At 61.1% G+C, this 23951-nt stretch carries 21 protein-coding genes; 10 read left to right on the top strand and 11 right to left on the bottom strand.

The window, feature by feature from the left end; genetic code table 11:
• Positions 1-320: 320 nt before the first annotated feature.
• The 6 genes from msrQ to HAQ05_RS20210 form a co-directional block, all read right to left on the bottom strand.
• Positions 321-941 carry a protein-methionine-sulfoxide reductase heme-binding subunit MsrQ gene (msrQ, locus tag HAQ05_RS20185; protein WP_190423851.1) on the bottom strand — a complete coding sequence of 207 codons (621 nt, stop codon included), beginning with the start codon at positions 939-941 and terminating at the stop codon, positions 321-323.
• Positions 941-1954, bottom strand: a complete 1014-nt coding sequence (gene msrP / locus HAQ05_RS20190) for a protein-methionine-sulfoxide reductase catalytic subunit MsrP (protein WP_190423853.1) — start codon at positions 1952-1954, stop codon at positions 941-943. Before msrP ends, msrQ begins: the two co-directional genes overlap by 1 nt.
• 64 nt (positions 1955-2018) lie before the next feature.
• The gene (gene pssA, locus HAQ05_RS20195) at positions 2019-2867 is read right to left on the bottom strand and encodes a CDP-diacylglycerol--serine O-phosphatidyltransferase (protein WP_190423855.1); all 849 of its coding nucleotides are present in this window, start codon (positions 2865-2867) and stop codon (positions 2019-2021) included.
• A 157-nt stretch (positions 2868-3024) separates the two neighbouring features.
• On the bottom strand, positions 3025-4041 hold the full coding sequence (ilvC, locus tag HAQ05_RS20200) for a ketol-acid reductoisomerase (RefSeq protein WP_190423856.1): 1017 nt from the start codon (positions 4039-4041) through the stop codon (positions 3025-3027).
• Between the two features lie 57 nt (positions 4042-4098).
• Complete coding sequence (ilvN, locus tag HAQ05_RS20205) at positions 4099-4590, bottom strand: acetolactate synthase small subunit (RefSeq protein ID WP_190423858.1); 492 nt, start codon at positions 4588-4590, stop codon at positions 4099-4101.
• A gap of 1 nt (position 4591) precedes the next feature.
• Positions 4592-6316, bottom strand: a complete 1725-nt coding sequence (locus HAQ05_RS20210; protein WP_190423860.1) for an acetolactate synthase 3 large subunit — start codon at positions 6314-6316, stop codon at positions 4592-4594.
• A 359-nt stretch (positions 6317-6675) separates the two neighbouring features.
• Here HAQ05_RS20210 and HAQ05_RS20215 point away from each other — a divergent pair, with 359 nt between their 5' ends.
• Positions 6676-7113: a DUF4124 domain-containing protein gene (locus HAQ05_RS20215; RefSeq protein WP_190423862.1), complete on the top strand. Its 438-nt coding sequence runs from the start codon at positions 6676-6678 to the stop codon at positions 7111-7113.
• Here the strand turns inward: HAQ05_RS20215 and HAQ05_RS20220 are convergent, their stop codons facing one another.
• From HAQ05_RS20220 to mrcB, 3 genes are read right to left on the bottom strand one after another with little or no spacing between them, the layout of a single operon-like run.
• Positions 7114-7440, bottom strand: a complete 327-nt coding sequence (locus HAQ05_RS20220; protein WP_190423864.1) for a YqcC family protein — start codon at positions 7438-7440, stop codon at positions 7114-7116. It abuts the gene before it with no gap.
• Entirely contained in the window at positions 7440-8186 is a 747-nt protein-coding gene (locus tag HAQ05_RS20225; RefSeq protein WP_190423866.1) for a tetratricopeptide repeat protein, read from the bottom strand. The genes HAQ05_RS20220 and HAQ05_RS20225 overlap by 1 nt, the downstream gene beginning before the upstream one ends.
• 16 nt (positions 8187-8202) lie before the next feature.
• Positions 8203-10530 (bottom strand): penicillin-binding protein 1B, encoded by a 2328-nt coding sequence (gene mrcB / locus HAQ05_RS20230; protein ID WP_190423868.1) that lies wholly within the window; start codon positions 10528-10530, stop codon positions 8203-8205.
• 106 nt (positions 10531-10636) lie between these two features.
• Here mrcB and HAQ05_RS20235 point away from each other — a divergent pair, with 106 nt between their 5' ends.
• Both HAQ05_RS20235 and HAQ05_RS20240 read left to right on the top strand, forming a co-directional pair.
• Positions 10637-12166, top strand: coding sequence for an AAA family ATPase (locus HAQ05_RS20235; protein ID WP_190423870.1), 1530 nt, complete (start codon positions 10637-10639; stop codon positions 12164-12166).
• Between the two features lie 295 nt (positions 12167-12461).
• A complete protein-coding gene (locus tag HAQ05_RS20240) occupies positions 12462-12737 on the top strand; it encodes a TfoX/Sxy family protein (RefSeq protein WP_190423872.1) in 276 nt (91 codons plus the stop codon).
• Between the two features lie 336 nt (positions 12738-13073).
• On the opposite strand, the gene sfsA is transcribed toward HAQ05_RS20240, so the two are convergent.
• Complete coding sequence (gene sfsA, locus HAQ05_RS20245) at positions 13074-13784, bottom strand: DNA/RNA nuclease SfsA (protein WP_190423874.1); 711 nt, start codon at positions 13782-13784, stop codon at positions 13074-13076.
• Positions 13784-14956, bottom strand: coding sequence for a pyridoxal phosphate-dependent aminotransferase (locus tag HAQ05_RS20250; protein WP_190423876.1), 1173 nt, complete (start codon positions 14954-14956; stop codon positions 13784-13786). Before HAQ05_RS20250 ends, sfsA begins: the two co-directional genes overlap by 1 nt.
• 227 nt (positions 14957-15183) lie before the next feature.
• On the opposite strand from HAQ05_RS20250, the gene dksA reads away from it, so the two are divergent.
• From dksA to folK, 7 genes are all read left to right on the top strand, one after another.
• Positions 15184-15627: an RNA polymerase-binding protein DksA gene (dksA, locus tag HAQ05_RS20255; protein ID WP_190423878.1), complete on the top strand. Its 444-nt coding sequence runs from the start codon at positions 15184-15186 to the stop codon at positions 15625-15627.
• A 53-nt stretch (positions 15628-15680) separates the two neighbouring features.
• Positions 15681-16562, top strand: coding sequence for a tRNA glutamyl-Q(34) synthetase GluQRS (gluQRS, locus tag HAQ05_RS20260; RefSeq protein ID WP_190423881.1), 882 nt, complete (start codon positions 15681-15683; stop codon positions 16560-16562).
• A 109-nt stretch (positions 16563-16671) separates the two neighbouring features.
• Positions 16672-16848, top strand: a complete 177-nt coding sequence (locus HAQ05_RS20265) for a hypothetical protein (protein ID WP_003250005.1) — start codon at positions 16672-16674, stop codon at positions 16846-16848.
• The gene (locus HAQ05_RS20270; RefSeq protein WP_190423882.1) at positions 16832-19789 is read left to right on the top strand and encodes a sensor histidine kinase; all 2958 of its coding nucleotides are present in this window, start codon (positions 16832-16834) and stop codon (positions 19787-19789) included. The genes HAQ05_RS20265 and HAQ05_RS20270 overlap by 17 nt, the downstream gene beginning before the upstream one ends.
• A gap of 22 nt (positions 19790-19811) precedes the next feature.
• Positions 19812-21245 carry a sigma-54-dependent transcriptional regulator gene (locus tag HAQ05_RS20275; RefSeq protein ID WP_190423884.1) on the top strand — a complete coding sequence of 478 codons (1434 nt, stop codon included), beginning with the start codon at positions 19812-19814 and terminating at the stop codon, positions 21243-21245.
• A gap of 714 nt (positions 21246-21959) precedes the next feature.
• Complete coding sequence (locus HAQ05_RS20280; protein WP_190423886.1) at positions 21960-23330, top strand: polynucleotide adenylyltransferase PcnB; 1371 nt, start codon at positions 21960-21962, stop codon at positions 23328-23330.
• 52 nt (positions 23331-23382) lie between these two features.
• On the top strand, positions 23383-23877 hold the full coding sequence (folK, locus tag HAQ05_RS20285) for a 2-amino-4-hydroxy-6-hydroxymethyldihydropteridine diphosphokinase (protein WP_190423889.1): 495 nt from the start codon (positions 23383-23385) through the stop codon (positions 23875-23877).
• Positions 23878-23951 lie beyond the last annotated feature (74 nt).

Raw genomic sequence — 23951 nt, forward strand, 5'->3', positions numbered from 1 at the left:
TTAAAGAGCGGTGGGTTGAGCCTTCGCTTCAACCGAGGCGCGCATTCTACGCTAACCTCTCTTGCTGTCAAGCGGAATATTCAGAAGCTTTTCGAAGAAACCGTTCAACTTCAACCACTTGACACGCTTCAGACCTCTCGAAGCGGGAGGCGAATTCTACAGCCTTAACACCGGCTGTCAACCACCTTTTTCACCGCGTTCAATCCGGGAACTGAAACCACTTCCCGCAGCCCGAAAACCCTAACCCCTTGATAAACAAAGTGTTTAGCGTTCCGTTGTCGCTGGAAGTGGTGCGCATTATAGGGGCTTGGAACCTAGCGTCAAGCCTTGTTCGAGGAAAAAGCCCGTTTATTTTTCCGGCGCGGCAGCCGCCGGCTGATTGCCGGCACGCGCAGCAGTAGCAACACGCCGCCCACCGCCGCATAAATCGCCCATTCCTTAAGGTCGGCCCTTACAATCCATAGAAAATGCAAAAGCCCGAGGCCGAGCACCCCATAGGCAAGTTTGTGCAGGGTTTTCCACCTGGCCCCCAGCCGGCGCTGGCTATAGCGGTTGGAGGTGATCGCCAGTACCAGCAGTATCAGAAACGCCACGGCCCCAACGATGATGTAGGGGCGCTTGCTGAGCTCGACCCCCAACTGTGCCCAGGCCAACCCCAGCACGAAGAACAGGTAGGCCACCAAATGCAGCGCCACATAGGCAAAGCACCACAGCCCCAACTGCCGCCGCACCACCACCCACCCCGCCCAGGCCGTCACCCGCTGCAAGGGCGACATCGCCAGGGTAATCAACAACAAGATCAACGCGCCCAGCCCCAACCGGTCAACCAGTACCTTGCCCGGGTCTGGCCCCAAGGCAAAGATCCACGCTTGGTACAACCAATACACCGGCCACAGCGCTATGGCGAGGAACACTGCCAGGCGGAACCAGGGATAGCGCATCAGTAATTCACCCGCAGGTCCATCCCACTGTAAAGCGACGCCACTTCGTCGGCATAGCCGTTGAACATCAGCGTTTCGCGAACATTGGGGCTGAACAAACTGCTGGGCAGGCGCCGCTCACGGGCCTGGGTCCAGCGTGGGTGATCGACCGTCGGATTGACGTTGGCATAAAAGCCATATTCACTCGGCGCGATCTGCTGCCAGGTGGTGGCCGGCTGTTGCTCGACCAAGGTGATCCGCACAATCGACTTCACCCCCTTGAAGCCATACTTCCACGGTACGATCAGGCGCAGCGGGGCACCGTTCTGGTTGGCCAGCTCGCGCCCATACATGCCCACCGCCAGGATCGCCAACGGGTTCATCGCTTCGTCCATGCGCAAGCCCTCTACATAGGGCCAGTTGATCAATGCGAAGCCCGAGCGCTGCCCCGGCATGTGCTCCCGGTCGACCAAGGTTTCGAAGCGGATGTATTTGGCCTTGCTGGTGGGTTCGACCTGCTTGAGCAATGCCGAAAGCGGGAAACCCAACCATGGGATGACCATCGACCACGCCTCTACGCAGCGCAAACGATAAATGCGTTCTTCCAACTGATAGGGCTTCATGAAATCTTCCAGGGCATATTTGCCTGGCTTGCCTACCTCACCGTCGACTACTACCGACCATGGCTCGGTAGGCAGGCTGCCGGCGTATCGCGCCGGGTCGCCCTTATCGGTGCCGAACTCGTAGTAGTTGTTGTAGTGCGTCGCGTCATTGAACGGCGTGATGCTTTCGCCTTGCACCGTTACCGCCTGCCAGCGCGTGTCGGGTAGCTTTTGCCTGAACCAGCCCGGGGCTGCGCTTGGCGCTACGCCGTCGTAGGCGCCCGGCGCCGCGCCCATGGCAAGCCCTGGCAGCAGCGCGCCGGCACCCGCCAATACCGCCCCACCGAGCACACGGCGGCGCGAGAGGTAAAGGGCTTCCGGGGTGACCTGCGACTCATTGCAGTCGCTGGGCCTGGACATCTTGATGAGCATAGGGCGCCTCCACAGGCCGATTAAGGGTCGATCCTAGGTGTGACGGCGCTGGGGGGCGTTTATTTCATTTACGCCGGCGCATCCGCAGCAGGTGCTGGATCGGGCCCGACGCCGCATAGGCCAGGAAGATCAGCAACAGGATGCGGGGCGGGTCGCTGAATACCACGGCGAACACCAGCACCACCGCCAGGATCGCCACAAAGGGTACACGGCCTTTGAGGTCCAGCTCCTTAAAGCTGTTGTACTTGATGTTGCTGACCATCAGCATGCCGGCCGCGGCGACCAGCAGCGCCACCAGGAACGAAAGCTTCGAGCCTGGGATGTCGTAGTCGCTCAAGGCCCATACCGTACCGGCGACGACACCGGCCGCCGCCGGGCTGGCAAGGCCGATGAAATAGCGTTTGTCTGCCTTGCCCACCTGGGTGTTGAACCGTGCCAGGCGAAGTGCAGCCCCGGCTACGTAGATGAACGCGACCATCCAGCCTACTTTGCCCATATCGCCCAACGCCCAGCCGAAGGCCAACAAGGCCGGGGCCATGCCGAACGCGACCATGTCGGACAGCGAGTCGTACTCGGCGCCAAAGGCGCTTTGGGTGTTGGTCATCCGCGCCACGCGACCGTCGAGGCTGTCGAGCACCATCGCGACGAAAATGGCAATGGCGGCGTAGGAGAAGTACTTGGAGGCCTCTACCGAATTACCGGCGCTCAACGCATTTTGTGCGCTGATCGAGTTGATGATCGAATAGAAGCCAGCGAACAGGTTGGCGGTGGTGAACAGGTTAGGCAGCAGGTAAATACCGCGATGGCGGACTTTGCGTCCTTGCGCATCGTGCCCTTCTTCGATGTGCTCATCGATAGGCAGCAAACTCTCAGCGTCAGCGGCCTGGTTGGGCTCTTCGGGACGTTCGCTCATGATAAATCCTTGCAACAATATTAAAAAATTCGACCTGTGCCCACCGCGTGCGTTCGCACTACACCAGGCTACAAACGTTGCAGCTTTATACCAGAACCCTGGCTGGCAAAACGAAAAAACGCGGCCGAGGCCGCGTTTTTAATGGGCACTGAACGTGTCAGTTCTTGCTTTTGTCGACGATCTTGTTAGCCGAAATCCATGGCATCATCGAACGCAATTGCTCGCCAATCACTTCGATACCGTGCGCCGCGTTGTTGCGACGGCGTGCAGTCATCGATGGGTAGTTGGCGGCGCCCTCGGCGATGAACAGCTTGGCGTATTCGCCGTCCTGAATGCGCTTGAGCGCATTGCGCATGGCTTTGCGCGATTCTTCGTTGATCACTTCCGGGCCGGTGACGTATTCACCGTACTCGGCGTTGTTGGAGATCGAGTAGTTCATGTTGGCGATACCGCCCTCGTACATGAGGTCTACGATCAGTTTCAGTTCGTGCAAACATTCGAAATAGGCCATTTCAGGTGCATAACCGGCTTCGACCAGGGTTTCGAAACCGGCCTTGACCAGCTCGACGGCGCCACCGCACAGAACGGCCTGCTCACCGAACAGGTCGGTTTCGGTTTCGTCCTTGAAGGTGGTTTCGATGATACCGGTGCGCCCACCACCCACGCCGGCGGCGTACGACAGCGCGACGTTCTTGGCGTTGCCCGACGCGTCTTGGTATACGGCGATCAGGTCAGGGATGCCACCGCCCTTGACGAATTCCGAGCGCACGGTGTGGCCTGGGGCCTTCGGCGCGATCATGATGACGTCAAGGTCGGCACGCGGCACCACTTGGTTGTAGTGGATGGCGAAACCATGGGAGAAGGCCAAGGTGGCGCCCTGCTTCAGGTTCGGCTCGACTTCATCCTTGTACAGGCGTGACTGGAATTCGTCGGGGGTGAGGATCATCACCAGGTCGGCGGCCGCAACGGCGGTCGGTACGTCGGTGACCTTCAGCCCATGAGCTTCGGCCTTGGCAACGGTCGGGGAGCCCTTGCGCAAGCCGACAGTGACCTCGACGCCGGAATCTTTCAGGTTGCACGCCTGCGCATGGCCCTGGGAACCGTAACCGATGATGGCGACTTTTTTGCCCTGGATGATCGACAGGTCGCAGTCTTTGTCGTAATAAACTTTCATGAAATACCCCTGGTTGTTATCTGGGCCACACAGGCCACTTGCAAAAATGGTAAGCGTTTAGACGCTCAGAACTTTGTCGCCACGGGCGATCCCGGTTACACCGCTTCGCACGGTTTCAAGAATCGACGACGTACCCACTGCCTGGATGAAACTGTCGAGCTTATCGCTGGTACCGGCCAGTTGAACGGTATAGACGCTGCTCGTCACATCGACGATTTGCCCGCGGAAGATATCCGTGGTGCGCTTGACCTCTGCGCGTTGGGCGCCAGTCGCCTTGATCTTCACCAGCATCAGTTCGCGCTCGATGTGCGAGCTTTCCGACAGATCGACCAACTTGACCACCTCGACCAGCTTGTTGAGGTTTTTGGTGATCTGCTCGATGGTTTCGTCATGGCCAATGGTGGTCAACGTCAGCCGCGACAGGGTCGGGTCTTCGGTGGGCGCCACGGTCAGGCTTTCGATGTTGTAGTTACGCTGGGAGAACAGCCCTACCACGCGGGAAAGCGCGCCCGGTTCGTTTTCCAGCAACAGGGAAATGATGTGCCGCATGTCAGGTACGCTCCGTCTTGCTCAGCCACATATCGCGCATCGACCCATCCTTGATCTGCATTGGATAGACGTGCTCGCTGATGTCCACCGCGATGTCGAGAAACACCAGGCGGTCCTTCATTGCGAAGGCTTCGGCCATCATCGGCTGGAGGTCCTTGAGGTCGGTGATGCGCATGCCCACGTGCCCGTATGCCTCAGCCAGCTTGACGAAATCTGGCAGCGACTCCATGTACGAATGCGAATGGCGGCTGCTGTAGTTCATGTCTTGCCACTGCCGCACCATGCCCAGTGCACCGTTGTTCAGGTTCACGATCTTCACCGCCAGGCCGTACTGCATGCAGGTAGACAGCTCCTGGATGTTCATCTGGATGCTGCCTTCGCCCGTTACGCAGGCTACGTCTTGGTCGGGGAAGTTGAGCTTCACCCCCATCGCGGCTGGGAAGCCAAAGCCCATGGTGCCCAGGCCACCGGAGTTGATCCAGCGGTTAGGCTTGTTGAAACGGTAATACTGGGCGGCAAACATTTGGTGCTGGCCCACGTCGGAACTGACAAAGGCGTTGCCACCGGTCACTTGCGACAAGGTTTCGATCACCGTTTGCGGCTTGATCACGCTGCCATCGCCCTTTTCATAGGGGAACAAACCGCGCTCACCACGCCACTCCTCGATCTGCTTCCACCACGCGGCTACCGCTTCCTTGCTTGGCGCTTCGCCGATGTCCTTAAGCGTCGCGACCATTTCAGCCAGTACGCTATCGACCGGCCCCACTATCGGCACGTCGGCCTTGATCGTTTTGGAGATCGATGCCGGGTCGATATCGATGTGGATGATCTTGGCGCTGGGGCAGAACTTCGCCGCGCTATTGACCACCCGGTCGTCGAAACGCGCGCCCACGGCGAGAATCACGTCGGCGTGATGCATGGCCAAGTTAGCGGTGTAGCTGCCGTGCATGCCGAGCATGCCGACGAATTGGCGATCCGAACCGGGGTATGAACCCAAGCCCATGAGGGTGTTGGTCACCGGCGCGGTCAGCTGCTGGGCAAGTTCCGTCAGCGCGGCCGAGGCGCCGCCCAGAATCACCCCGCCACCGGCGTAGATCACGGGCCGCTTGGCCGCCAGCAGCATCTCGCTGGCTTTGCGGATTTGCCCGGAATGGCCGCGCAAGGCTGGCGAGTAGGAGCGCAGCTTGGCTTTTTGCGGGTGCGTGTATTCGTACTTCTCGCCCGGGGTGGTCATGTCTTTGGGGATATCTACCACGACCGGGCCAGGCCGGCCCGACTCGGCCAGGTAGAATGCCTTTTTCAGCACTTCCGGGATTTCCGAGGGGTGCTTGATCATGAAGCTGTGCTTCACGATCGGCCGGGAAATACCGATCATGTCGGTTTCCTGGAAGGCATCGGTGCCGACCGAAGTGCTGGGCACTTGGCCAGACAACACCACCATGGGTATGGAATCCATGTATGCGGTGGCAATCCCGGTGATCGCGTTGGTGGCCCCTGGGCCAGAGGTCACCAGTACCACGCCAGCCTTGCCCGTGGCGCGGGCATAGCCGTCAGCCATGTGGGTAGCGGCTTGCTCATGGCGAACGAGGATGTGCGATACCTCAGGCTCCTTGAATAGCGCATCGTATACATGCAGAAGAGCACCCCCAGGGTACCCATAGATGTGCTTGACACCCTCGTCACGCAAAAAGCGGACGATCATCTCAGCGCCGGATAAGAGCTCCACGTTGTTCACCTCTAACACGCCAGAATACCGCTCGTCGCGAGCGGGTCTTAAGTAGGTTTACTGCTAAGCAGAGCATGAGCGACGGTGGTCGCCGACTACGTCAGCTACTGACTGAGCAAGTATCGGGAACGCCCCAGAATGTTGCGGGGTTCTCCCACCCAGCGCGAGGTAACGCGTTGCGGGGTAAAACAGGTCGGCGCGGGTGTGCGCCTCATGATCTGCTGAGCGGGTCTGCTTCTGGCAGTCCCTTCACAGCGGACTTCGGATTGTTGTGAATAGCCCCCTGCAAGTCAAGCGATCCGTGGCTTTTCTTCATCTGTGGTAGCTTTTATGGCAGCTAAACTCATTTCGGAGCCTCCATGCGCCTCAAACCACTCATAGCCAGTATTGTTTTGGCGGCGGGCACCTATGCCAGTGCCGCGCAGATCTACAAATGGGTGGATGCCCAGGGCGTGACCCATTTTGACGCACAGCCGCCAGCCGGGCAGAACGCCCAGCCCGTGCAGATCAACGCGCCGCAGCCGGCCAGCCCGCCCGGCGATAGCGATGGTGAGCCAGCGCCGAAACCCGATAACCAGCAGCGCGCCGTAGATGCCTCGGTGCGCCAGCAAGTGCAGCAACAACAGCAACAGACAGACGATTACTGCCAGCAGGCCAGAACTAACCTGGCGCAATTGAACAACAATCCGCGCGTGCGCATGGAAGTGGACGGCGAAATGCGCCGGCTGACCGAAGAAGAGCGGCAAAAGCAAATCGCCACCACCCAACAAGGGATTGACGACAACTGCAAAAACTGATCAGCCGCGGCTGATTAACCCGTCGAATTGCTTGAGCGCGTCGCGCAGCCCTTGTGAGGCGTGCGGGCGGTCGGCGTATACCACCTCGGCCATCGCCAGAATGCCGGAGGCATTGGGCAGCGCAAGGTCCTGCTCGAGAATGGTTTTCATCCTTGGCAGGAACACCCATTGCAACCACTGCTCGAACGCCAAGGTGTCGACGCAAAATGGCTCGACGCTGGCCAGCAGTTGCTCGGCGGGCCGCTCGGCGCCCCACCAGCCTTGCAAGCGCAACTCGCGCTCGATCAACAGCAGTTGCTCGGCCAATCGCGGCACGCGGGGGTCCATCAGAGGTTGACCTTGGCTTGTTGCCGGGCCTGCGCCGCGCCGGCCGCATCGCCTTGTTTAGTTCGAGCTTGGGCGATGGTTTCCCATAAGCTCGCTTGCAAGTCGGGGCGACCATTGGCGTAAGTCAGGGCGCGCCGCGACAGTTGCTCGGCTTGCCCCGCGTCACCTTGGGCCAAGCGCACCTGGGCCAAGCGGAACAACACCTGCGGCTCGCGCGGGGCGATACGCTGGGCGCGCTCCAGGCTGGACGAGGCGCCGTTCAAGTCGCCGCCGCCCTGTTGTTGCTGGGCCGTGGTGAGCAGGGCCAACACCGGGCCGTCGAGCTGTTCGTCTGCCGCTAGGCCACCACCAGCGCTGTTGCTGCCAGGAATGCCGGTAGGCGCGGTGGCCGTGGTGGAATTGGCCGCACCACTGTTGCCAGCCGGCGCGGCCGGGGCGCTGCTGCTGGAGAACCCGGGCCCCGTGCTGAAGCCAGCGCCGGTGGTGAGCGGCGCGGCGGTACCGGTGGTGATCGGCTGCGAACTACTGCCTTGCGGCACCATCACCTGCACGTCGGAACCCTGCTGCGCGGCTTGGGGCTGCGCGGCAGGCTGGCGGTAGGTGCTGGCACCGCGGTTGCCGGCCACACCCTCGCCGTTGGAAACCACCTGCCCTTGGTCGACCACAGGGATCGAACCCTGCGGTACGCTGGCACAGCCGTGCAGCAATGCCAGGGACGCCAACGCGGGAAACCACCATTTATTCACTTCAGCTCCTCATCGTTCAATTCAACCAGCCCTTGATCCAATCCATCACCGGGGCGGCCGGCGACGACTCGGAGCCTTCGCCACAGGCGGCGCCCGGCGCGGGTTCGCTGCCTCGAATATACGGCATCTGTACCGCATCCGGGCAGCCCTCGGCCGAGCCTTGGCCGGTGTGTGCATTGACCCAAGCATTGACCACGTTACCCGGCAGCGGCGTATCCAGCGGCAGCGGGTCTACTTTTTTCATGAAGCTGGTCCATATCTGCAACGCCCCGGTGGCGCCGGTGAACGGCGTCTTGCCGTTGTCGTCGCGGCCCATCCACACCACCGCCAAGGCGTTCTGGCTGAACCCTGCGAACCAGCTGTCACGGGAGTCGTTGGTGGTCCCGGTTTTACCCGCCAGGTTCAACGACGGCGACAGTACGTTGTATGCCGAGCGCCCCGTGCCTTCACGCATTACCCGTTGCATGGCGTTTTGCAGCAGGTAGATAGACCCTGCGTCAAAACGTTGTTGTACCTGGAACGGGTAGCGTTTGAGCGGCTGGCCCTCGGCGGTGAGCACACTGCGAATGGCCCGCATCGGTGTATTGAAACCGCCGTTGGCGATGGTTTGGTACATGGTCGCCACTTGCAACGGCGACATGGCGCCGGCGCCCAGTAGCATCGACGGGTAAGCCGGCCAATCGACCGCCACACCCAACTTACCAATGGTCTTGAACACATTGGGAATGCCCAGGTCCAGGCCCAACCGGGCGCTGGAAAGGTTCAGCGAATGGGCCAGGCCCTGGTACAGAAAAACCGTACCGTTGGCGCTGCGCTCATAGTTCTGCGGGCTCCACACCTGCCCGTCGGCGCCCTTGACCGAGAAGGGCTCGTCTTTGATCCAGGTGGTGAGGGTGTACTGGCTGGGTTTTTCCAGTGCGGTGAGGTAGATCGACGGCTTGACCAGCGAGCCGATCGGCCGCATCGCATCCAGCGCGCGGTTGAACCCGGCAAAGCCTGGTATGCGGCTGCCGACCACCGCCTGCACCTCGCCGCTCTCCGGGTTGGTCACCACCATTGCCGATTCGATGTCATCCAGCCCTTTACGGCCCTTGAAGCGCTTGAACGTGTCGAGGATCGCGCCCTCGGCCTTCATTTGCGTGATCGGGTCGAAACTGGTGAAAATCCGCAGGCCTTCTTCGGTCAGGTCTTCATCGCGGTAGTCATCACGCAGTTGGCGCTTGACCAAGTCGATGAAGGCAGGAAATGAGCTGTCGGCCAGGCTGCCGAGTTGGGTCACGCCCAGTGGCATTTTTTTCGCGGCCGCGACTACCTCCGGCGTGGCGACGCCCTGCTGTTGCAGCAGGTCGAGCACCAGGTTGCGCCGCTCTAGTGCACGCTCCGGGTAACGCCGGGGGTTGAAATAGGAAGGCCCCTTGACCATCCCCACCAACAACGCCACTTGGTGCAGCTTCAATTCAGACAGCGGCTGGCCGAAGAAGAATTGGCTGGCCAGGCCGAAACCATGCACGGCACGCTGGCCATCCTGGCCAATGAACACCTCGTTGAGGTAAGCCTCGAGGATTTCCTGCTTGCTGTAGTGCACCTCCAGCAGCATGGCCATCATCGCCTCGGTAACCTTGCGGGTAATACTGCGCTCGTTGGTCAGGTAGAAATTCTTTACCAATTGTTGCGTAAGCGTACTGCCGCCCTGGCGCATGCGCCCAGACGACGCGTTGATCCACATGGCACGGGCGATGCCCTTGGGCGATATGCCGAAGTGGTGGTAAAAGTCGCGATCTTCTACGGCGACCAGGGTGTCGATCAGGTAGGGCGGTACCTGATCGAGCTTGATCAGGATCCGGTCTTCGAGGTTCTTCGGGTAGATGCCGCCGATCAACAAAGGCTCCAAACGTGCCACCGGTAGCTTTTCTGCGCCAGCGCCGCTGAGCTCTGCTACGAAGTCGCCGGAAAACCGGACGCGCACCTGGCGCGCCGGCTCCAGGCCCTCATAAAACTGAAAACCGCGGGTATTAAGCAGCACCGTACCGCCATTGACCGCCGCATCGCCGGGCCCGTTCACAGCGCTTACCCGGCGGTAGCCGAGCGCATCGAGTTCCGTCAGGAAGTCTTTCTGCGCAAGCTTTTGCCCTACGAACAATTCGAGCGGCCTGGCATAGACCTTGGCCGGGATGCTCCAGCGTTTACCTGCGAATTTTTCCTGAACGACCGCGTCGAGATAAACCGCGAAACCCGCCAGCAGTACGAGGCCGACGAGGCTGAGCTTGAGGGCCCACCCCAGTAGGGAGCGCAGGCGGCTGGTGGCAGGTTTCTTGGACTTACGGGGGGATCGGGTACGTGTCATGGCGGCGGATTATACGCATATTGCCGAGGCACCGGACAGACGCTTGCAGGCACCAGCCCAGGGGCCATAATGTCGCTCAAACATACAGGCAACGAAAGGATGTTCCGTGAGCCAGACCCTGATCGCAGCGTTACAGAACCCGGCGCTGTACCCGCACCCGGTCGACACCTTCCAGGTCATCGAAACCCATATTTCCTGGGTGATCCTCACCGGCGAGTACGCCTACAAAATCAAGAAGCCAGTGAATTTCGGTTTTCTCGATTTCACCGAGCTCGCCGCGCGCCAGCATTTTTGCGAAGAAGAACTGCGCCTGAACAGCCGCCTGACCGAAGGGCTTTACCTGGAGGTATTACCCATTACCGGTAGCGCCGAGGCGCCACAATTGGCCGGCAGCGGGCCGGTGGTGGAATACGCGCTGAAGATGCGCCAGTTCCCACAAAGCCAGTTGCTGAGCACCTTGCAGGCCAACGGCGAGTTGGGTAACAGCCATATCGATGCCCTGGCGCGGCAGGTCGCCGAGTTTCACTTGGCCGCGCCGCGCGTCCCGCTCGAACGGGCCGAGGGCACCCCGGCCATGGTCATGGCGCCGGTTACGCAGAACTTCGAGCAAATTCGCCCCTTTCTAAGCGAGAAGGCCGACCTGCAACAGCTCGATGCGCTGCAGGGCTGGGCCAGCGCCGAATTCGACCGCTTGCTGCCATTGCTGGAACAACGCAAGGCGGCGGGGTTCATCCGCGAATGCCATGGCGATATCCACCTGGGCAATGCCACCGTGATCGACGGCAAGGTGGTGATCTTCGATTGCATCGAATTCAACGAGCCCTTCCGCTTCACCGATGTGTGGGCCGACACCGCGTTTTTGGCCATGGACCTCGAAGACCGCGGCCTCAAATGCCTGGCCCGGCGTTTCGTCAGCCTTTACCTGGAAACCACTGGCGATTATGCCGGCCTGGACCTGCTCAATTTCTATAAAGCCTATCGCGCCTTGGTGCGGGCGAAGGTCGCCTTATTCAGCATGCCGGCCGATGCCGACGGATTGCAAAAAGCCACCGCACTGCGCCAATACCGCAACTACGCCAACCTCGCCGAACGCTACAGCGCCATCCCCTCACGCCTGCTGGCGATTACCAGCGGCGTCTCGGCTGTGGGCAAGAGCCACGTGGCCATGCGCCTGGTCGAATCGTTGGGGGCTATCCGCCTTCGCTCCGACGTCGAACGCAAGCGCCTGTTCAGCGGCGGCGTCTATACGCAGCAGGCCAGCGAGGCCACCTATACGCACCTGCACGAACTTGCCTCCAGCGTATTGGCCGCGGGCTTCCCAGTGGTGATCGACGCCACCTACCTCAAGCGCAGCCAGCGCGAGGCGGCGGAACGCGTTGCCCAAGCGCGCGGCGTGCCATTCCTGCTGCTCGATTGCCAGGCGCCGCAGGCGGTGATCGAAAGCTGGTTAGCCCAACGCCAAGCCGCTGGGCAAGACCCATCCGACGCCACCTTGGAGGTGATCGCCACGCAGCAGGCCAGCCGCGACCCACTCACGCCGCAAGAAGCGCTGCAAGCGCGGCAGGTGCTTACCCATGAGGGGGCGAGCTTGGACGCCTTGATCGAGGATATCCGCCGCCGGCTACCGGGGATCTGAACGATCGCCGCTGTGGTGCGGTGGCCATTTGCCCAACCGCCCGCCGCGTCAGGAGGATGGCACCGCTAAGCCACCCAGGCGCCATCCTGCACCAACCCAAGCTTATCGATTCGCCGTTAGTGGCAAAAAATGTGCAGGGCGAATGAGGAAAGCAAAGCGAGGCGCCAACGACGTTTTGCCTGCTTATTTGGGTAATCTGCTGGCATTACCGCACCCGCTGACAGCCTGGCGGCGAACCTGACCGCCAGCGCTACACTCACAGAAGTGTTCACCTTACATACCGCCCGGAGGCCGGATGAACGATGAACTCCTGCACCTGAGGAACTTGGGCAAAACGTCCGCGCGCTGGCTGCATGCCTGCGGCATCCACAGTGCCGCCGATTTACGCCGGCTGGGTGCGGTCGCTGCCTACCGTGCCGTGCGCAGCCGCGGCTTCAAGGCTTCGAAAGTGTTGCTGTACGCCATCGAAGGCGCGCTGCTAGACGTGCATTGGAGTGAGGTGCCCGCCGAACGCAAAAACCTGTTGAATGAGCAACTGGACGCAGTCTCGTCTCGGCAGAACGTTCAGTAACGCCAATGCAGCCAGGCTATGCCTATTCGGTTAATGGCCAGGGAGGCGGCTCATAAGTCAGTTGCACACTTTTGCCGGTGCCTGCCCGGCAGCCCCCATTCACGCGCCAATTCTTGTGCAAGCTTCTGAGACGCCGAACTGGCTACATGCGGCCGCAGATAAACGGCAAAAAGCATGGTTGACATCTAAATGATAATTGTTATGATTACCACAACTGGTCGCGAGGCCAGCCGATAATCTGGCGCCGGTTTCGGTTTCAGCTTATCTCCTCATCAGGCTAATCACGGTTATTGACCCGGCATCTTGCCGGGTCTTTTTTTACCTGCTCGCCAGCGTTCACCCCAATTGCACCCCCAAGCGGCGGTCGATGAACACTTCATCGATACTCACGTGCACCCCATACGCCAATACCTCCACACCCTGCTGCTGGGCTTCGCGCAAGGCATCGGCGTAGGCCGCGTCGATCTCCCCCGCTGGGCGTACCGCCTCGGCGCCGCTTAAGTTCACACAATATAACTGCACCGCGCGCACACCTTGGCGGGCCAATGCCGCCAGCTCACGAAGGTGTTTGGCGCCGCGCTGAGTAACCGCATCGGGAAACGCCGCCACCGCACTGCCCTCGTAGCCAAGGGTCACGCTCTTGACCTCGACATAGGCCGGGCCACTGGGATATTGCAGGTAAAAATCGATGCGGCTGCGCTCCTGGCCATAGGGCACCTCGCGCTTAAGGGCGGTGAAGCCGGCCAATTCGCTGATCGCCCCGGCGTACAATGCCTCTTCCACCAGCGGGTTGGCCCTGGCGGTGTTGATGCAGGCCAAGCGCCCCTGGGGCGTTTCGCTCAGCTCCCAGGTGCCGGGCAGCTTGCGCTTGGGGTCGTTGCTGCAGCTGAACCAGACACGCCCGCCCTCGACCATGCAGTTGCGCATCGAGCCGGTATTAGGGCAATGCAGGGTGATGATCTCGCCACTGGCCAACTCAACGTCGGCGAGAAAGCGCTTATACCGGCGCAGTAAGCGCGCCGGTTGCAATTCCGGTATAAAACGCATCAGCCTTGCCAACCCCGCAGCCCACGGGCAATACGCTCCACCGCCTGCTCCAGGCGCGGTAACGCCTGTGTGTAGGCAAAGCGCACATGCTGGCTGGCCAAATGGCGGCCGAAATCCAGGCCCGGCGTAAAGGCTACGTGCTGGGTTTCAAGAAAGTATTGGCAGAACGCAAAAGCATCCCCGCCGAAGGCACTGATATCGGCATATAAATAGAACGCACCCTGTGGCTCCACCGCGATGCCGAAACCCAACTCACGCAGGGCCGGCAGAAGAAAATCACGGCGCTGGGCGAAGGCGTGGCGGCGCTGTTCCAAAATCGCCAACGTCGCCGGCTCAAAGCACGCCAAGGCGGCATACTGGGCCATGCTCGGCGCGCTGATATACAGGTTCTGCGCCAGCTTTTCCAACTCCGGCACTGCGGCAGGCGGTGCCACCAGCCAGCCCAAGCGCCAACCGGTCATGCCGAAATATTTAGAAAAACTGTTTAGAACGAAGGCGTCGTCGTCCACCTTCAGCACCGTTTCGGCGTCTACGCCATAGGTCAGCCCGTGGTAGATCTCGTCGACCACCAGGTGGCCGCCATGGCGCTTGCTGGCAGCACTCAACTCGGCCAGTTCATCCCGGGAGAGCAGCGTGCCGGTAGGGTTGGCCGGCGAGGCCACCAATACGCCGGCGGTGTGGGCGTCCCAGTGCTCGTCGAGTAATGGCGCGTTCAACTGGTAGCGCTGCGCCGGCCCCACACTCACCAGCTTCGCCGCCGCTTCGATCAGCCGCAAGAAATGCCGGTTGCAGGGGTAGCCTGGGTCGGCCAGCAGCCAATGCTGGCCTACATCCACCAACAGGCTACTGGCTAGCAGCAAGGCGCCGGAACCACCCGGGGTGACCAGCACCCGTTGAGGGTCCAGCTCGACACCGTAACGGCTGGCATAGAAGCCGGCGATCGCTTCACGCAGTGCGGGCAGGCCCCTGGCCGCGGTGTAGCGGGTGTGCCCAGCCGCCAGTGCCGCTTGCCCAGCGCGAACGATCGGCTCGGCCGTGGTGAAGTCCGGTTCGCCGATTTCCAAATGGATCACGTCGTGGCCCGCTGCTTGTAACTCGTTGGCCCGCGCCAACAGCGCCATCACGTGGAACGGTTCGATGGCGCGGCTGCGCGCACTGTAGGTCGAAGCCATGGTCGGTCCCGGAATGTAAAAAGCACCATTGTACCTTTACACAGTGAGATTTTTTCCAGCCACGCGGTCATATCAGCCACCAAGCACCCTCTTCGGGGCGTGACAACCGGGAGTAGCGCACCTGGATTCGATCTGGTAAGTTCGCCGGCTTGCAGTCGCAGGGCCGGCGGGTGCCGGAGATGGATCATCCTGCGCAGTAGATTAGAAGAGCGAGAGGCGGTCAATTCATGCCCACCAATGAAAACCAGCAAAAAAGCAGTTCGCTTCGCGGCTTCGAGCCTTATGTAACATCCAAGGGCGAGGAGTACATGAGTGAGAACATGCGCAAGCACTTCACCTTTATCCTCAACAATTGGAAGCAAGCGTTGATGCAGGAAGTGGACCGCACTGTGGACCACATGAAAGACGAAGCAGCCAACTTCCCCGACCCGGCCGACCGCGCCAGCCAGGAAGAAGAATTCAGCCTGGAACTGCGTGCGCGCGACCGCGAGCGCAAGCTGATCAAGAAGATCGACAAGACCCTGCAATTGATCGAAGACGAGGAATACGGCTGGTGTGAATCCTGCGGCGTCGAGATCGGTGTTAAACGCCTCGAAGCCCGGCCAACCGCCGACCTGTGCATCGACTGCAAAACATTGGCAGAGATCAAGGAAAAACAGGTAGGCAAGTGATTCAGCCCACAGGGGTGGCCGCTTGCGCCCCTGACTGCTGCCGGCCGAGCCGCATGCACAAGCCAGTTGGGCGTTTCGCCCCCACCCCTAGCGGATATCTGCATTTTGGTTCGCTGGTGGCCGCGCTGGCGTCCTACCTTGACGCACGGGCCCAGGGCGGGCAGTGGCTGGTGCGCATGGAAGACCTCGACCCTCCCCGTGAAGTGGCCGGCGCCGCCGATGCGATACTGCGCACACTTGAAGCCTACGGCTTCGAGTGGGACGGCCCGGTGCTGTACCAGAGCCAACGCCACGCGGCCTACCAAGCGGTGATCGACCAGTGGCTCGCGGCGGGCCTGGCCTACGCCTGTACCTGCTCGCGCAAAACCCTTGAAGCATTCAATGGGGTTTACCCCGGGCTGTGCCGTGATGCGGGCCACCCCTGGCAGGGTGCGGCCATACGCCTGCGCGTGCCGCAGTTGCGTTATGGGTTCGACGACCGCCTGCAAGGCCATTTTGAACAGCACCTGGGGCACGACGTGGGCGATTTCGTGATCCGCCGCCGCGACGGATTATACGCCTACCAGTTGGCGGTGGTGCTGGATGACGCGTTGCAGGGCGTGACCGACGTGGTGCGCGGCGCCGACCTGCTAGGCTCGACGCCACGGCAGCTGTACCTGCAGGAGTTGCTAGGGGTGCCTGCCCCGCGGTACCTGCACGTTCCGCTGATCACCCAGCCGGATGGGCACAAGCTGGGCAAGCGCTACCGTTCCGCCCCTGTGCAAGCGCAATACGCCAGCGCGGTGTTGATCCGCGCGTTACGCGCGTTGGGCCAGCGGCCAGAGCCGGCGCTGGAACACGAAACGCCCCACACACTGCTCGGTTGGGCCCGTGCCCATTGGGCCGCACATGCCATACCCCGCGTCGCCAGCCTTGCCGAAGCGCAACTGGCCTGAGCGGCAGGGTTTTCCGCGGGCTGGCGTGAGCGGTTTGCACGCCAGCACGGTTCCGCTACCATCGCGGCCAAGCATCACCACCCATGGCGCGCCTAAATGAGAGGCCAACATGTATATCTACCGTTTGGTCCTGCTGCTGGTGGTAGGCATTTACCTGTTCTCGCCCGCCATCATGGACTGGTGGATCGAGCCGACCGGCGCCTGGTACCGCCCCTATTTGTTGTGGCTGATCCTCATCGTGGTGACATTCATCCTGCAAAGCCAGCGAGATGCCGATGAGCTTTAGCCTCACCCAAATGGTATTGGTCACCGCCGGCTACTTGTTGGTGCTATTCGGCGTGGCCTGGGTCAGCGAGCGCGGGCTACTGCCCCGTGGGCTCACCCGCCACCCGCTGACCTACACACTGTCATTGGGTGTTTACGCCAGCGCCTGGGCGTTCTACGGCACGGTAGGGCTGGCCTATGAATACGGTTACGGCTTCCTCGCCTGCTACCTGGGCGTGTCGGGTGCCTTCTTGCTGGCTCCGGTGTTGCTGTATCCGATCCTGCGTATCACCCGCACCTACCAGTTGTCATCACTGGCCGACCTGTTCGCGTTTCGCTTTCGCAGCACCTGGGCCGGCGCCCTGACTACGTTGTTCATGCTGGTGGGCGTACTGCCCCTGCTGGCGTTGCAGGTACAGGCCGTAGCCGAATCGATCAGCATCCTCACCCGCGAGCCGCTACAACAACATGTCGCGATGGGTTACTGCGTATTGGTGGCCTTGATCACGCTGTTCTTCGGCTCGCGCCATATTGCCTCGCGGGAGAAACACGAGGGGTTGGTGTTCGCCATAGCCTTCGAGTCGCTGATCAAACTGGTGGCCATGGGCGGCGTTGGCCTGTACGCGCTATATGGGGTATTCGGCGGCCCACATGCTTTGGAGCAATGGTTGTTACAGAACCAGACCGCCCTCTCGGCCCTGCATACGCCATTGCAGGAAGGGCCGTGGCGTACCCTGCTGCTGGTGTTTTTCGCCTCGGCCATTGTAATGCCGCACATGTACCACATGGCCTTCACCGAAAACCTCAACCCCCGCGCGCTGGTCAGCGCCAGTTGGGGCTTACCGTTGTTCCTGCTGCTGATGAGCCTGGCGGTGCCGCTTATTCTATGGGCGGGCTTGCAGCTGGGCGCCACCACTACCCCGGAATACTTCACCCTGGGCATCGGTATCGCCGCCAACCAGCCATTGCTGGCGCTGCTTGCCTATGTGGGCGGGTTGTCGGCGTCCAGCGGCCTGATCATCGTCACTACCCTGGCGTTGTCTGGCATGGCGCTGAACCACCTGGTGCTACCTTTGTACCAGCCCCCGGCCGAAGGTAGCATCTACCGCTGGCTCAAATGGACCCGCCGCGGCTTGATCATCGCCATTCTTGCCGCCGGCTATGGCTTCTACCTGGTGCTGGGCACCCGCCAGGACCTCGCCCACCTGGGCATCCTCGCCTTTGTCGCCACCCTGCAATTCCTCCCTGGCGTGTTGTCGGTGCTGTATTGGCCAGCGGCCAACCGACGGGGCTTCATCGCCGGCCTGCTAGCAGGTATCAGCGTGTGGCTGGTGACCATGCTGCTGCCGCTGGTGGGCGACCTGCAGGGTTTCTATATTCCCGCGCTGGACCTTGTGTACGTCTTGGACGACACCAGTTGGCACATGGCGGCGATCGCTTCGTTGGCGGTGAACGTATTGATTTTCACCCTGGTTTCGTTGTTCACCAGCGCCAGCCCAGAAGAAGCCAGTGCCGCCGAGGCCTGTGCAGTCGACAACGTGCGCCGACCCCAGCGCCGGGAGTTGCACGCCGCGTCACCGCAGGAGTTCGCCACCCAACTGGCCAAGCCGCTCGGCCCCAGGGCTGCGCAAAAAGAGGTGGAACAAGCGTTGCGCGACCTCTACCTGCCCTTCGATGAGCGCCGCCCTTATGCCCTGCGCCGCCTGCGTGACCGTATCGAAGCCAACCTTTCGGGCTTGATGGGCCCGAGCGTCGCGCAAGACATGGTCGAAACCTTCCTGCCCTACAAGGCCCCCGGTGGCGAAAACTACGTTACCGAAGATATTCACTTCATCGAAAGCCGCCTGGAAGACTACCACTCACGGCTCACGGGCCTGGCGGCGGAGCTTGACGCACTGCGCCGCTACCACCGGCAAACCTTGCAAGAGTTGCCCATGGGCGTGTGTTCACTGGCCAAAGACCATGAGATCCTAATGTGGAACAAGGCCATGGAAGAACTGACCGGCGTGGCCGCCCAGCGCGTGGTCGGTTCGCGCCTGGGCGCGCTCGAAGAGCCCTGGCATAGCCTGCTGCTGGGGTTCATTCACCTGCCCGACCAGCACTTGCACAAGCAACAACTGACCGTGCAAGGCCACACCCGCTGGCTGAACCTGCATAAAGCCGCGATCGCCGAGCCGCTGGCCCCCGGCAATAGCGGGTTGGTATTGCTGGTCGAAGACCTCACCGACACACAGCTACTCGAAGACAAACTGGTGCACTCCGAACGCCTCGCGAGCATCGGCCGCCTGGCCGCTGGGGTAGCCCACGAAATTGGCAACCCTATCACCGGCATCGCCTGCCTGGCGCAGAACCTGCGTGAAGAACGCGAAGAAGACCCGGAACTCAACGAGCTGAGCAGCCAGATCCTCGACCAGACCAAACGGGTGTCGCGTATCGTGCAATCGTTGATGAGTTTCGCCCATGCCGGCAGCCACCAACACAGCGTGGAGCCGGTGAACCTGGCCCAGGTTGCGCAGGATGCGATAGGCTTGCTGGCGTTGAACCGGCGCAACTTCGAAGTCCATTTCTTCAACCTGTGCAAGCCGGAACACTGGGCCGACGGCGACCCCCAGCGCCTGGCGCAGGTCTTGATCAATTTGTTGTCCAACGCTCGCGATGCCTCGCCCCCCGGCAGCGCCGTGCGCGTGCGCAGCGAAGCCAACGAACACACTGTTGACCTCATCGTCGAGGATGAGGGCACTGGCATTCCCAAGAGCATCATGGACAGGCTCTTCGAACCCTTTTTCACGACCAAAGACCCCGGTGAGGGAACAGGGCTAGGGCTTGCGCTGGTCTATTCGATCGTGGAAGAGCATTATGGACAAATCACCATCGACAGCCCGGCTGACGTAGAACGGCAATTGGGCACCCGCATCCGGGTGACCCTGCCACGCCATGTCGAAGCGACGCCCGCCGTGAACTGAGACCGTCGAGAGAATTGAATACATGCCTCATATTCTTATCGTCGAAGACGAGACCATCATTCGATCTGCCTTACGCCGCCTGCTGGAACGGAATCAATACCAGGTCAGTGAAGCCGGCTCCGTGCAAGAAGCACAAGAGCGCTTCGCCATTTCCTCGTTCGACCTGATCGTCAGCGACTTGCGCCTGCCCGGGGCGCCGGGCACCGAGCTCATTCCCCTGGGCGAAGGCAAGCCGGTGCTGATCATGACCAGTTATGCGAGCCTGCGCTCGGCGGTCGATTCGATGAAAATGGGCGCGGTAGACTACATCGCCAAGCCTTTCGACCACGATGAAATGCTCCAGGCCGTCGCGCGCATTCTTCAAGACCGCCGCCCGCCCGCCAGCCAACCGGCTGCCGAGCGCGCCCCGGCCAAGCCGAGCGAGAAACCCGCTACGCCCGGGGCGAACGGAGAAATCGGCATCATCGGCTCTTGCCCACCGATGCTCGACCTGTACAGCAAAATCCGCAAGGTCGCACCCACCGACTCGAACGTGTTGATCCAGGGCGAGTCCGGTACCGGCAAGGAATTGGTAGCCCGGGCCCTGCACAACCTGTCGCGGCGTGCCAAAGCCACGATGATTTCGGTCAACTGCGCGGCCATTCCGGAAACCCTGATCGAATCGGAGCTGTTCGGCCACGAAAAAGGCGCATTCACCGGCGCCAGCGCCGGCCGTGCGGGCCTGGTCGAAGCCGCCGACGGCGGCACGTTATTTCTCGATGAGATCGGCGAGTTACCGCTCGAAGCCCAGGCGCGCTTGCTGCGGGTGCTCCAAGAAGGTGAAATTCGCCGGGTAGGCTCGGTGCAATCGCAAAAGGTAGATGTACGTTTGGTTGCGGCGACCCACCGCGACCTGAAAACCCTAGCCAAAAACGGCCAGTTCCGCGAAGACCTCTACTACCGCTTGAACGTGATTGCCCTGAGGCTACCCCCCCTGCGCGAACGTGGCGCCGACGTGGCGGAAATCGCCGGGGTATTCCTGGCGCGCCAAACGGCGCGGATGGGCCGCCCGGGCCTGCGCTTCTCAGCCGAAGCCGAAAGTGCCATCCGCCATTATGGCTGGCCGGGCAACGTGCGCGAGCTTGAAAACGCCGTAGAGCGCTCGGTAATTCTCAGTGAAGGCAATGAAATACCCGCCGACCTGCTAGGCATCGACGTCGAGCTGGGCGAAATGGAAGGCATCGACGACTTCCTCGGCCTGCCAGCACAACCGGCGGGCAGCAACAACGCCAGCCAAGACCCGAACGAGGACCTGTCGCTGGAAGACTACTTCCAGCATTTTGTGCTTGAGCACCAGGACCACATGACCGAAACCGAGCTGGCGCGCAAGCTGGGCGTCAGCCGTAAGTGTTTGTGGGAGCGCCGGCAGCGCTTGGGTATCCCCAGGCGCAAGTCAACCATGGCCAACGAAAGCTGATACGTTTCAGCGAAAACCGCTCTAATGCGGGCTTTTCGGCGGTGTACGCAAGACTGTTACCGCAGGGCCGCCAACGTAACACTAAGCGAGAAATACGGTAACGAAAAACCCCTGTAGCCAGCGCAGAAAAACGCTACAAAAAATTCAACCTGCTGATTTTAAAGTATTTTTCAGAATTGGCACAGCACCTGCTATATGTCTGGTACAAGAACAACAATAACTGAAGCACCCCATAACAAAAACAATACGAATCGCTCAAGCACAATAAAAACAAGACGGCATGAGACGCAGCTAACTGATTCTTTTGAAGAGGTATTGATTTTGGGTTCGCCCCCGCAGCCAGCGAAAAGAACAAAACTGCGATAAGCAGCTCGGCACTGGTTGGACCACATCGGTCATCTCAATGCGGCGTTCAAAGCAATCCGTTTGCTCTTCGCCCCCGGTTAGGGGGCTCGCCCTTAAGCGGTGACGCTTTCAGGGTAGGGCGCTCAACAAAAACAAGAAGCCCGCTAGAAGAACAATAACGAGCAATCAAAACTTCCTGGGGGAGCTTCGGCTCCCCTTGTGGTTTCTGGCATTTACCATTCCCCACCTGCTTGGTCGCGCCCTTGGGCCGCGGCGTCTTACACCATCGTGTTACTAAATGCTAGAATTCCCGCCTATCATGCGACCATTCATCTATCGGGCCGCCCATTCCTTTACACAGTGCATCCCATGCTGAAGAAGCTGTTCCAGTCTTTCCGCCCCCCGGCGCCTTCGGTGCATCACATTCGCACCACGCCGCAAGTGCTCAATAGCGGCCAACATTCGTTGCAACGCCATCAATTCAGCCGCCATGCGGTGGGCATCGTCGAACGCCTGCAACAGGCAGGTTATCAGGCCTACTTGGTCGGCGGTTGCGTACGCGACTTGCTCCTGGGCATTACCCCCAAGGACTTCGACGTCGCTACCAGCGCCACACCCGAGCAAGTACGCGCAGAGTTTCGCAATGCGCGCATCATCGGCAGGCGCTTCAAGCTCGTTCATGTGCATTTCGGCCGTGAGATCATCGAGGTGGCCACCTTCCGCGCCCACCATCCCGAGGACGACGAGGCCGATTCGCACCTGTCGTCGCGCCACCAGAGTGGCCGCATCCTGCGTGACAACGTTTATGGCACCCTCGAAGATGATGCCCAGCGGCGCGACTTCACCATCAATGCGCTGTATTACGACCCCGTAGCCGAACGCATCCTGGACTACGCCAATGGCGTACACGATGTACGCAACAAGCTGATCCGGCTGATTGGCGACCCGCTGCAGCGTTACCAAGAAGACCCGGTGCGGATGCTGCGCGCGGTGCGTTTCGCGGCCAAGCTCGACTTCAGTATCGAGCGGCGCACGGTACAGCCGATCCGCGAATTGGCCACCAGCTTGCGCGACATTCCCGCGGCGCGGCTGTTCGAGGAATCGTTGAAGCTGTTTTTGTCTGGCCAAGCAGCAGATACGTTCGAAATGCTGGTAGATCTTCAACTGTTCGACCACCTTTACCCCGCCAGCGCCTACGCCCTGGAATTCAACCCCACGTACACTCACAGGCTGATCCGCAATGCGTTGGTGAACACCGACTTGCGCGTAGCCCAAGGCAAGCCGGTGACCCCGGCGTTTCTGTTCGCCGCCTTGCTCTGGCCGGCCTTGCCGATGCGCGCCGCGCACCTGCAGGCCCAGGGCCTGCCGCCGATCCCGGCCATACAGGAGGCCGCGCACGAGTTGATCAGCGAGCAATGCCAGCGTGTGGCAATTCCCAAGCGCTTTACGCTGCCGATCAAGGAGATCTGGGACATGCAGGAGCGCCTGCCGCGGCGCACCGGCAAACGTGCCGATGCCTTGCTGGAAAACCCGCGCTTTCGCGCCGGGTACGACTTCCTCTTGCTGCGTGAGTCTGCCGGCGAACATACCGACGGCCTTGGCCAGTGGTGGACCGAATACCAGGAGTTGCCCGACAGTGAGCGGCGGGCAATGATCCGCGACTTGGCAGGGCGCGACGAAGAAGCTGCCGCGCCACGCAACGGGCGCCGCCGGCGGCGTATCGGTGGGGCCGAGGAATGAGCGCAGCGCCACGCAACGGGCGCCGCCGGCGGCGTAGCGGTGGGGCCGAGGAATGAGCGCAGCGCGTGTGTACGTAGGCCTTGGCAGTAACCTCGCCAGCCCTACTGAGCAACTGCGCCAAGCCATCTGTGCTTTGCAGGCCCTACCACGCAGCCAATGGGTGGGCGTATCGGGTTTTTACAGCAGTGAATCGCTGCTGCCAGGCCAGCCGCGCTACACCAACGCCGTTGCCGCCTTTGACACCACCCTGGCCCCGCTGGCGTTGCTCGACGCCTTGCAGGCCATCGAGAACGCCCAAGGCCGGGTGCGCAGCGAGCGCTGGGGGCCCCGTACTCTCGACGTGGATATCCTCATTTACGGCGAGCAGGTCATCGACCAGCCGCGCTTGAAGGTCCCGCACGAGCAATTGCACCTTCGCCCGTTCGTGCTGTACCCATTGGCAGAACTGGTGCCCGAACACTTTGTACTCGCCGATGGCCGCCCCCTGGCCGCATTGCTGCAAGCCTGCCCATTCCAGGGGCTGGAGCGCCTGCCGACGACCCGGTAACGGCGGTAACACCGCGGTAACAGTATGATTGACTTCCGCGCATCGGCTCACGACTATAGGCCGCCGCTTGCCCA

This window comes from Pseudomonas typographi, from assembly GCF_014694385.1.
GTDB classification, from domain to species: Bacteria; Pseudomonadota; Gammaproteobacteria; order Pseudomonadales; family Pseudomonadaceae; genus Aquipseudomonas; species Aquipseudomonas typographi.

What these genes read in the sequence shown, in the direction of transcription:
- msrQ (WP_190423851.1), bottom strand. Translation starts at nt 941, where the DNA reads ATGCGCTATCCCTGGTTCCGCCTGGCAGTGTTCCTCGCCATAGCGCTG.
- msrP (WP_190423853.1), bottom strand. Translation starts at nt 1,954, where the DNA reads ATGCTCATCAAGATGTCCAGGCCCAGCGACTGCAATGAGTCGCAGGTC.
- pssA (WP_190423855.1), bottom strand. Translation starts at nt 2,867, where the DNA reads ATGAGCGAACGTCCCGAAGAGCCCAACCAGGCCGCTGACGCTGAGAGT.
- ilvC (WP_190423856.1), bottom strand. Translation starts at nt 4,041, where the DNA reads ATGAAAGTTTATTACGACAAAGACTGCGACCTGTCGATCATCCAGGGC.
- ilvN (WP_190423858.1), bottom strand. Translation starts at nt 4,590, where the DNA reads ATGCGGCACATCATTTCCCTGTTGCTGGAAAACGAACCGGGCGCGCTT.
- HAQ05_RS20215 (WP_190423862.1), top strand. Translation starts at nt 6,676, where the DNA reads ATGCGCCTCAAACCACTCATAGCCAGTATTGTTTTGGCGGCGGGCACC.
- HAQ05_RS20220 (WP_190423864.1), bottom strand. Translation starts at nt 7,440, where the DNA reads ATGGACCCCCGCGTGCCGCGATTGGCCGAGCAACTGCTGTTGATCGAG.
- mrcB (WP_190423868.1), bottom strand. Translation starts at nt 10,530, where the DNA reads ATGACACGTACCCGATCCCCCCGTAAGTCCAAGAAACCTGCCACCAGC.
- HAQ05_RS20240 (WP_190423872.1), top strand. Translation starts at nt 12,462, where the DNA reads ATGAACGATGAACTCCTGCACCTGAGGAACTTGGGCAAAACGTCCGCG.
- sfsA (WP_190423874.1), bottom strand. Translation starts at nt 13,784, where the DNA reads ATGCGTTTTATACCGGAATTGCAACCGGCGCGCTTACTGCGCCGGTAT.
- HAQ05_RS20250 (WP_190423876.1), bottom strand. Translation starts at nt 14,956, where the DNA reads ATGGCTTCGACCTACAGTGCGCGCAGCCGCGCCATCGAACCGTTCCAC.
- dksA (WP_190423878.1), top strand. Translation starts at nt 15,184, where the DNA reads ATGCCCACCAATGAAAACCAGCAAAAAAGCAGTTCGCTTCGCGGCTTC.
- gluQRS (WP_190423881.1), top strand. Translation starts at nt 15,681, where the DNA reads ATGCACAAGCCAGTTGGGCGTTTCGCCCCCACCCCTAGCGGATATCTG.
- HAQ05_RS20265 (WP_003250005.1), top strand. Translation starts at nt 16,672, where the DNA reads ATGTATATCTACCGTTTGGTCCTGCTGCTGGTGGTAGGCATTTACCTG.
- HAQ05_RS20270 (WP_190423882.1), top strand. Translation starts at nt 16,832, where the DNA reads ATGCCGATGAGCTTTAGCCTCACCCAAATGGTATTGGTCACCGCCGGC.
- HAQ05_RS20275 (WP_190423884.1), top strand. Translation starts at nt 19,812, where the DNA reads ATGCCTCATATTCTTATCGTCGAAGACGAGACCATCATTCGATCTGCC.
- HAQ05_RS20280 (WP_190423886.1), top strand. Translation starts at nt 21,960, where the DNA reads ATGCTGAAGAAGCTGTTCCAGTCTTTCCGCCCCCCGGCGCCTTCGGTG.
- folK (WP_190423889.1), top strand. Translation starts at nt 23,383, where the DNA reads ATGAGCGCAGCGCGTGTGTACGTAGGCCTTGGCAGTAACCTCGCCAGC.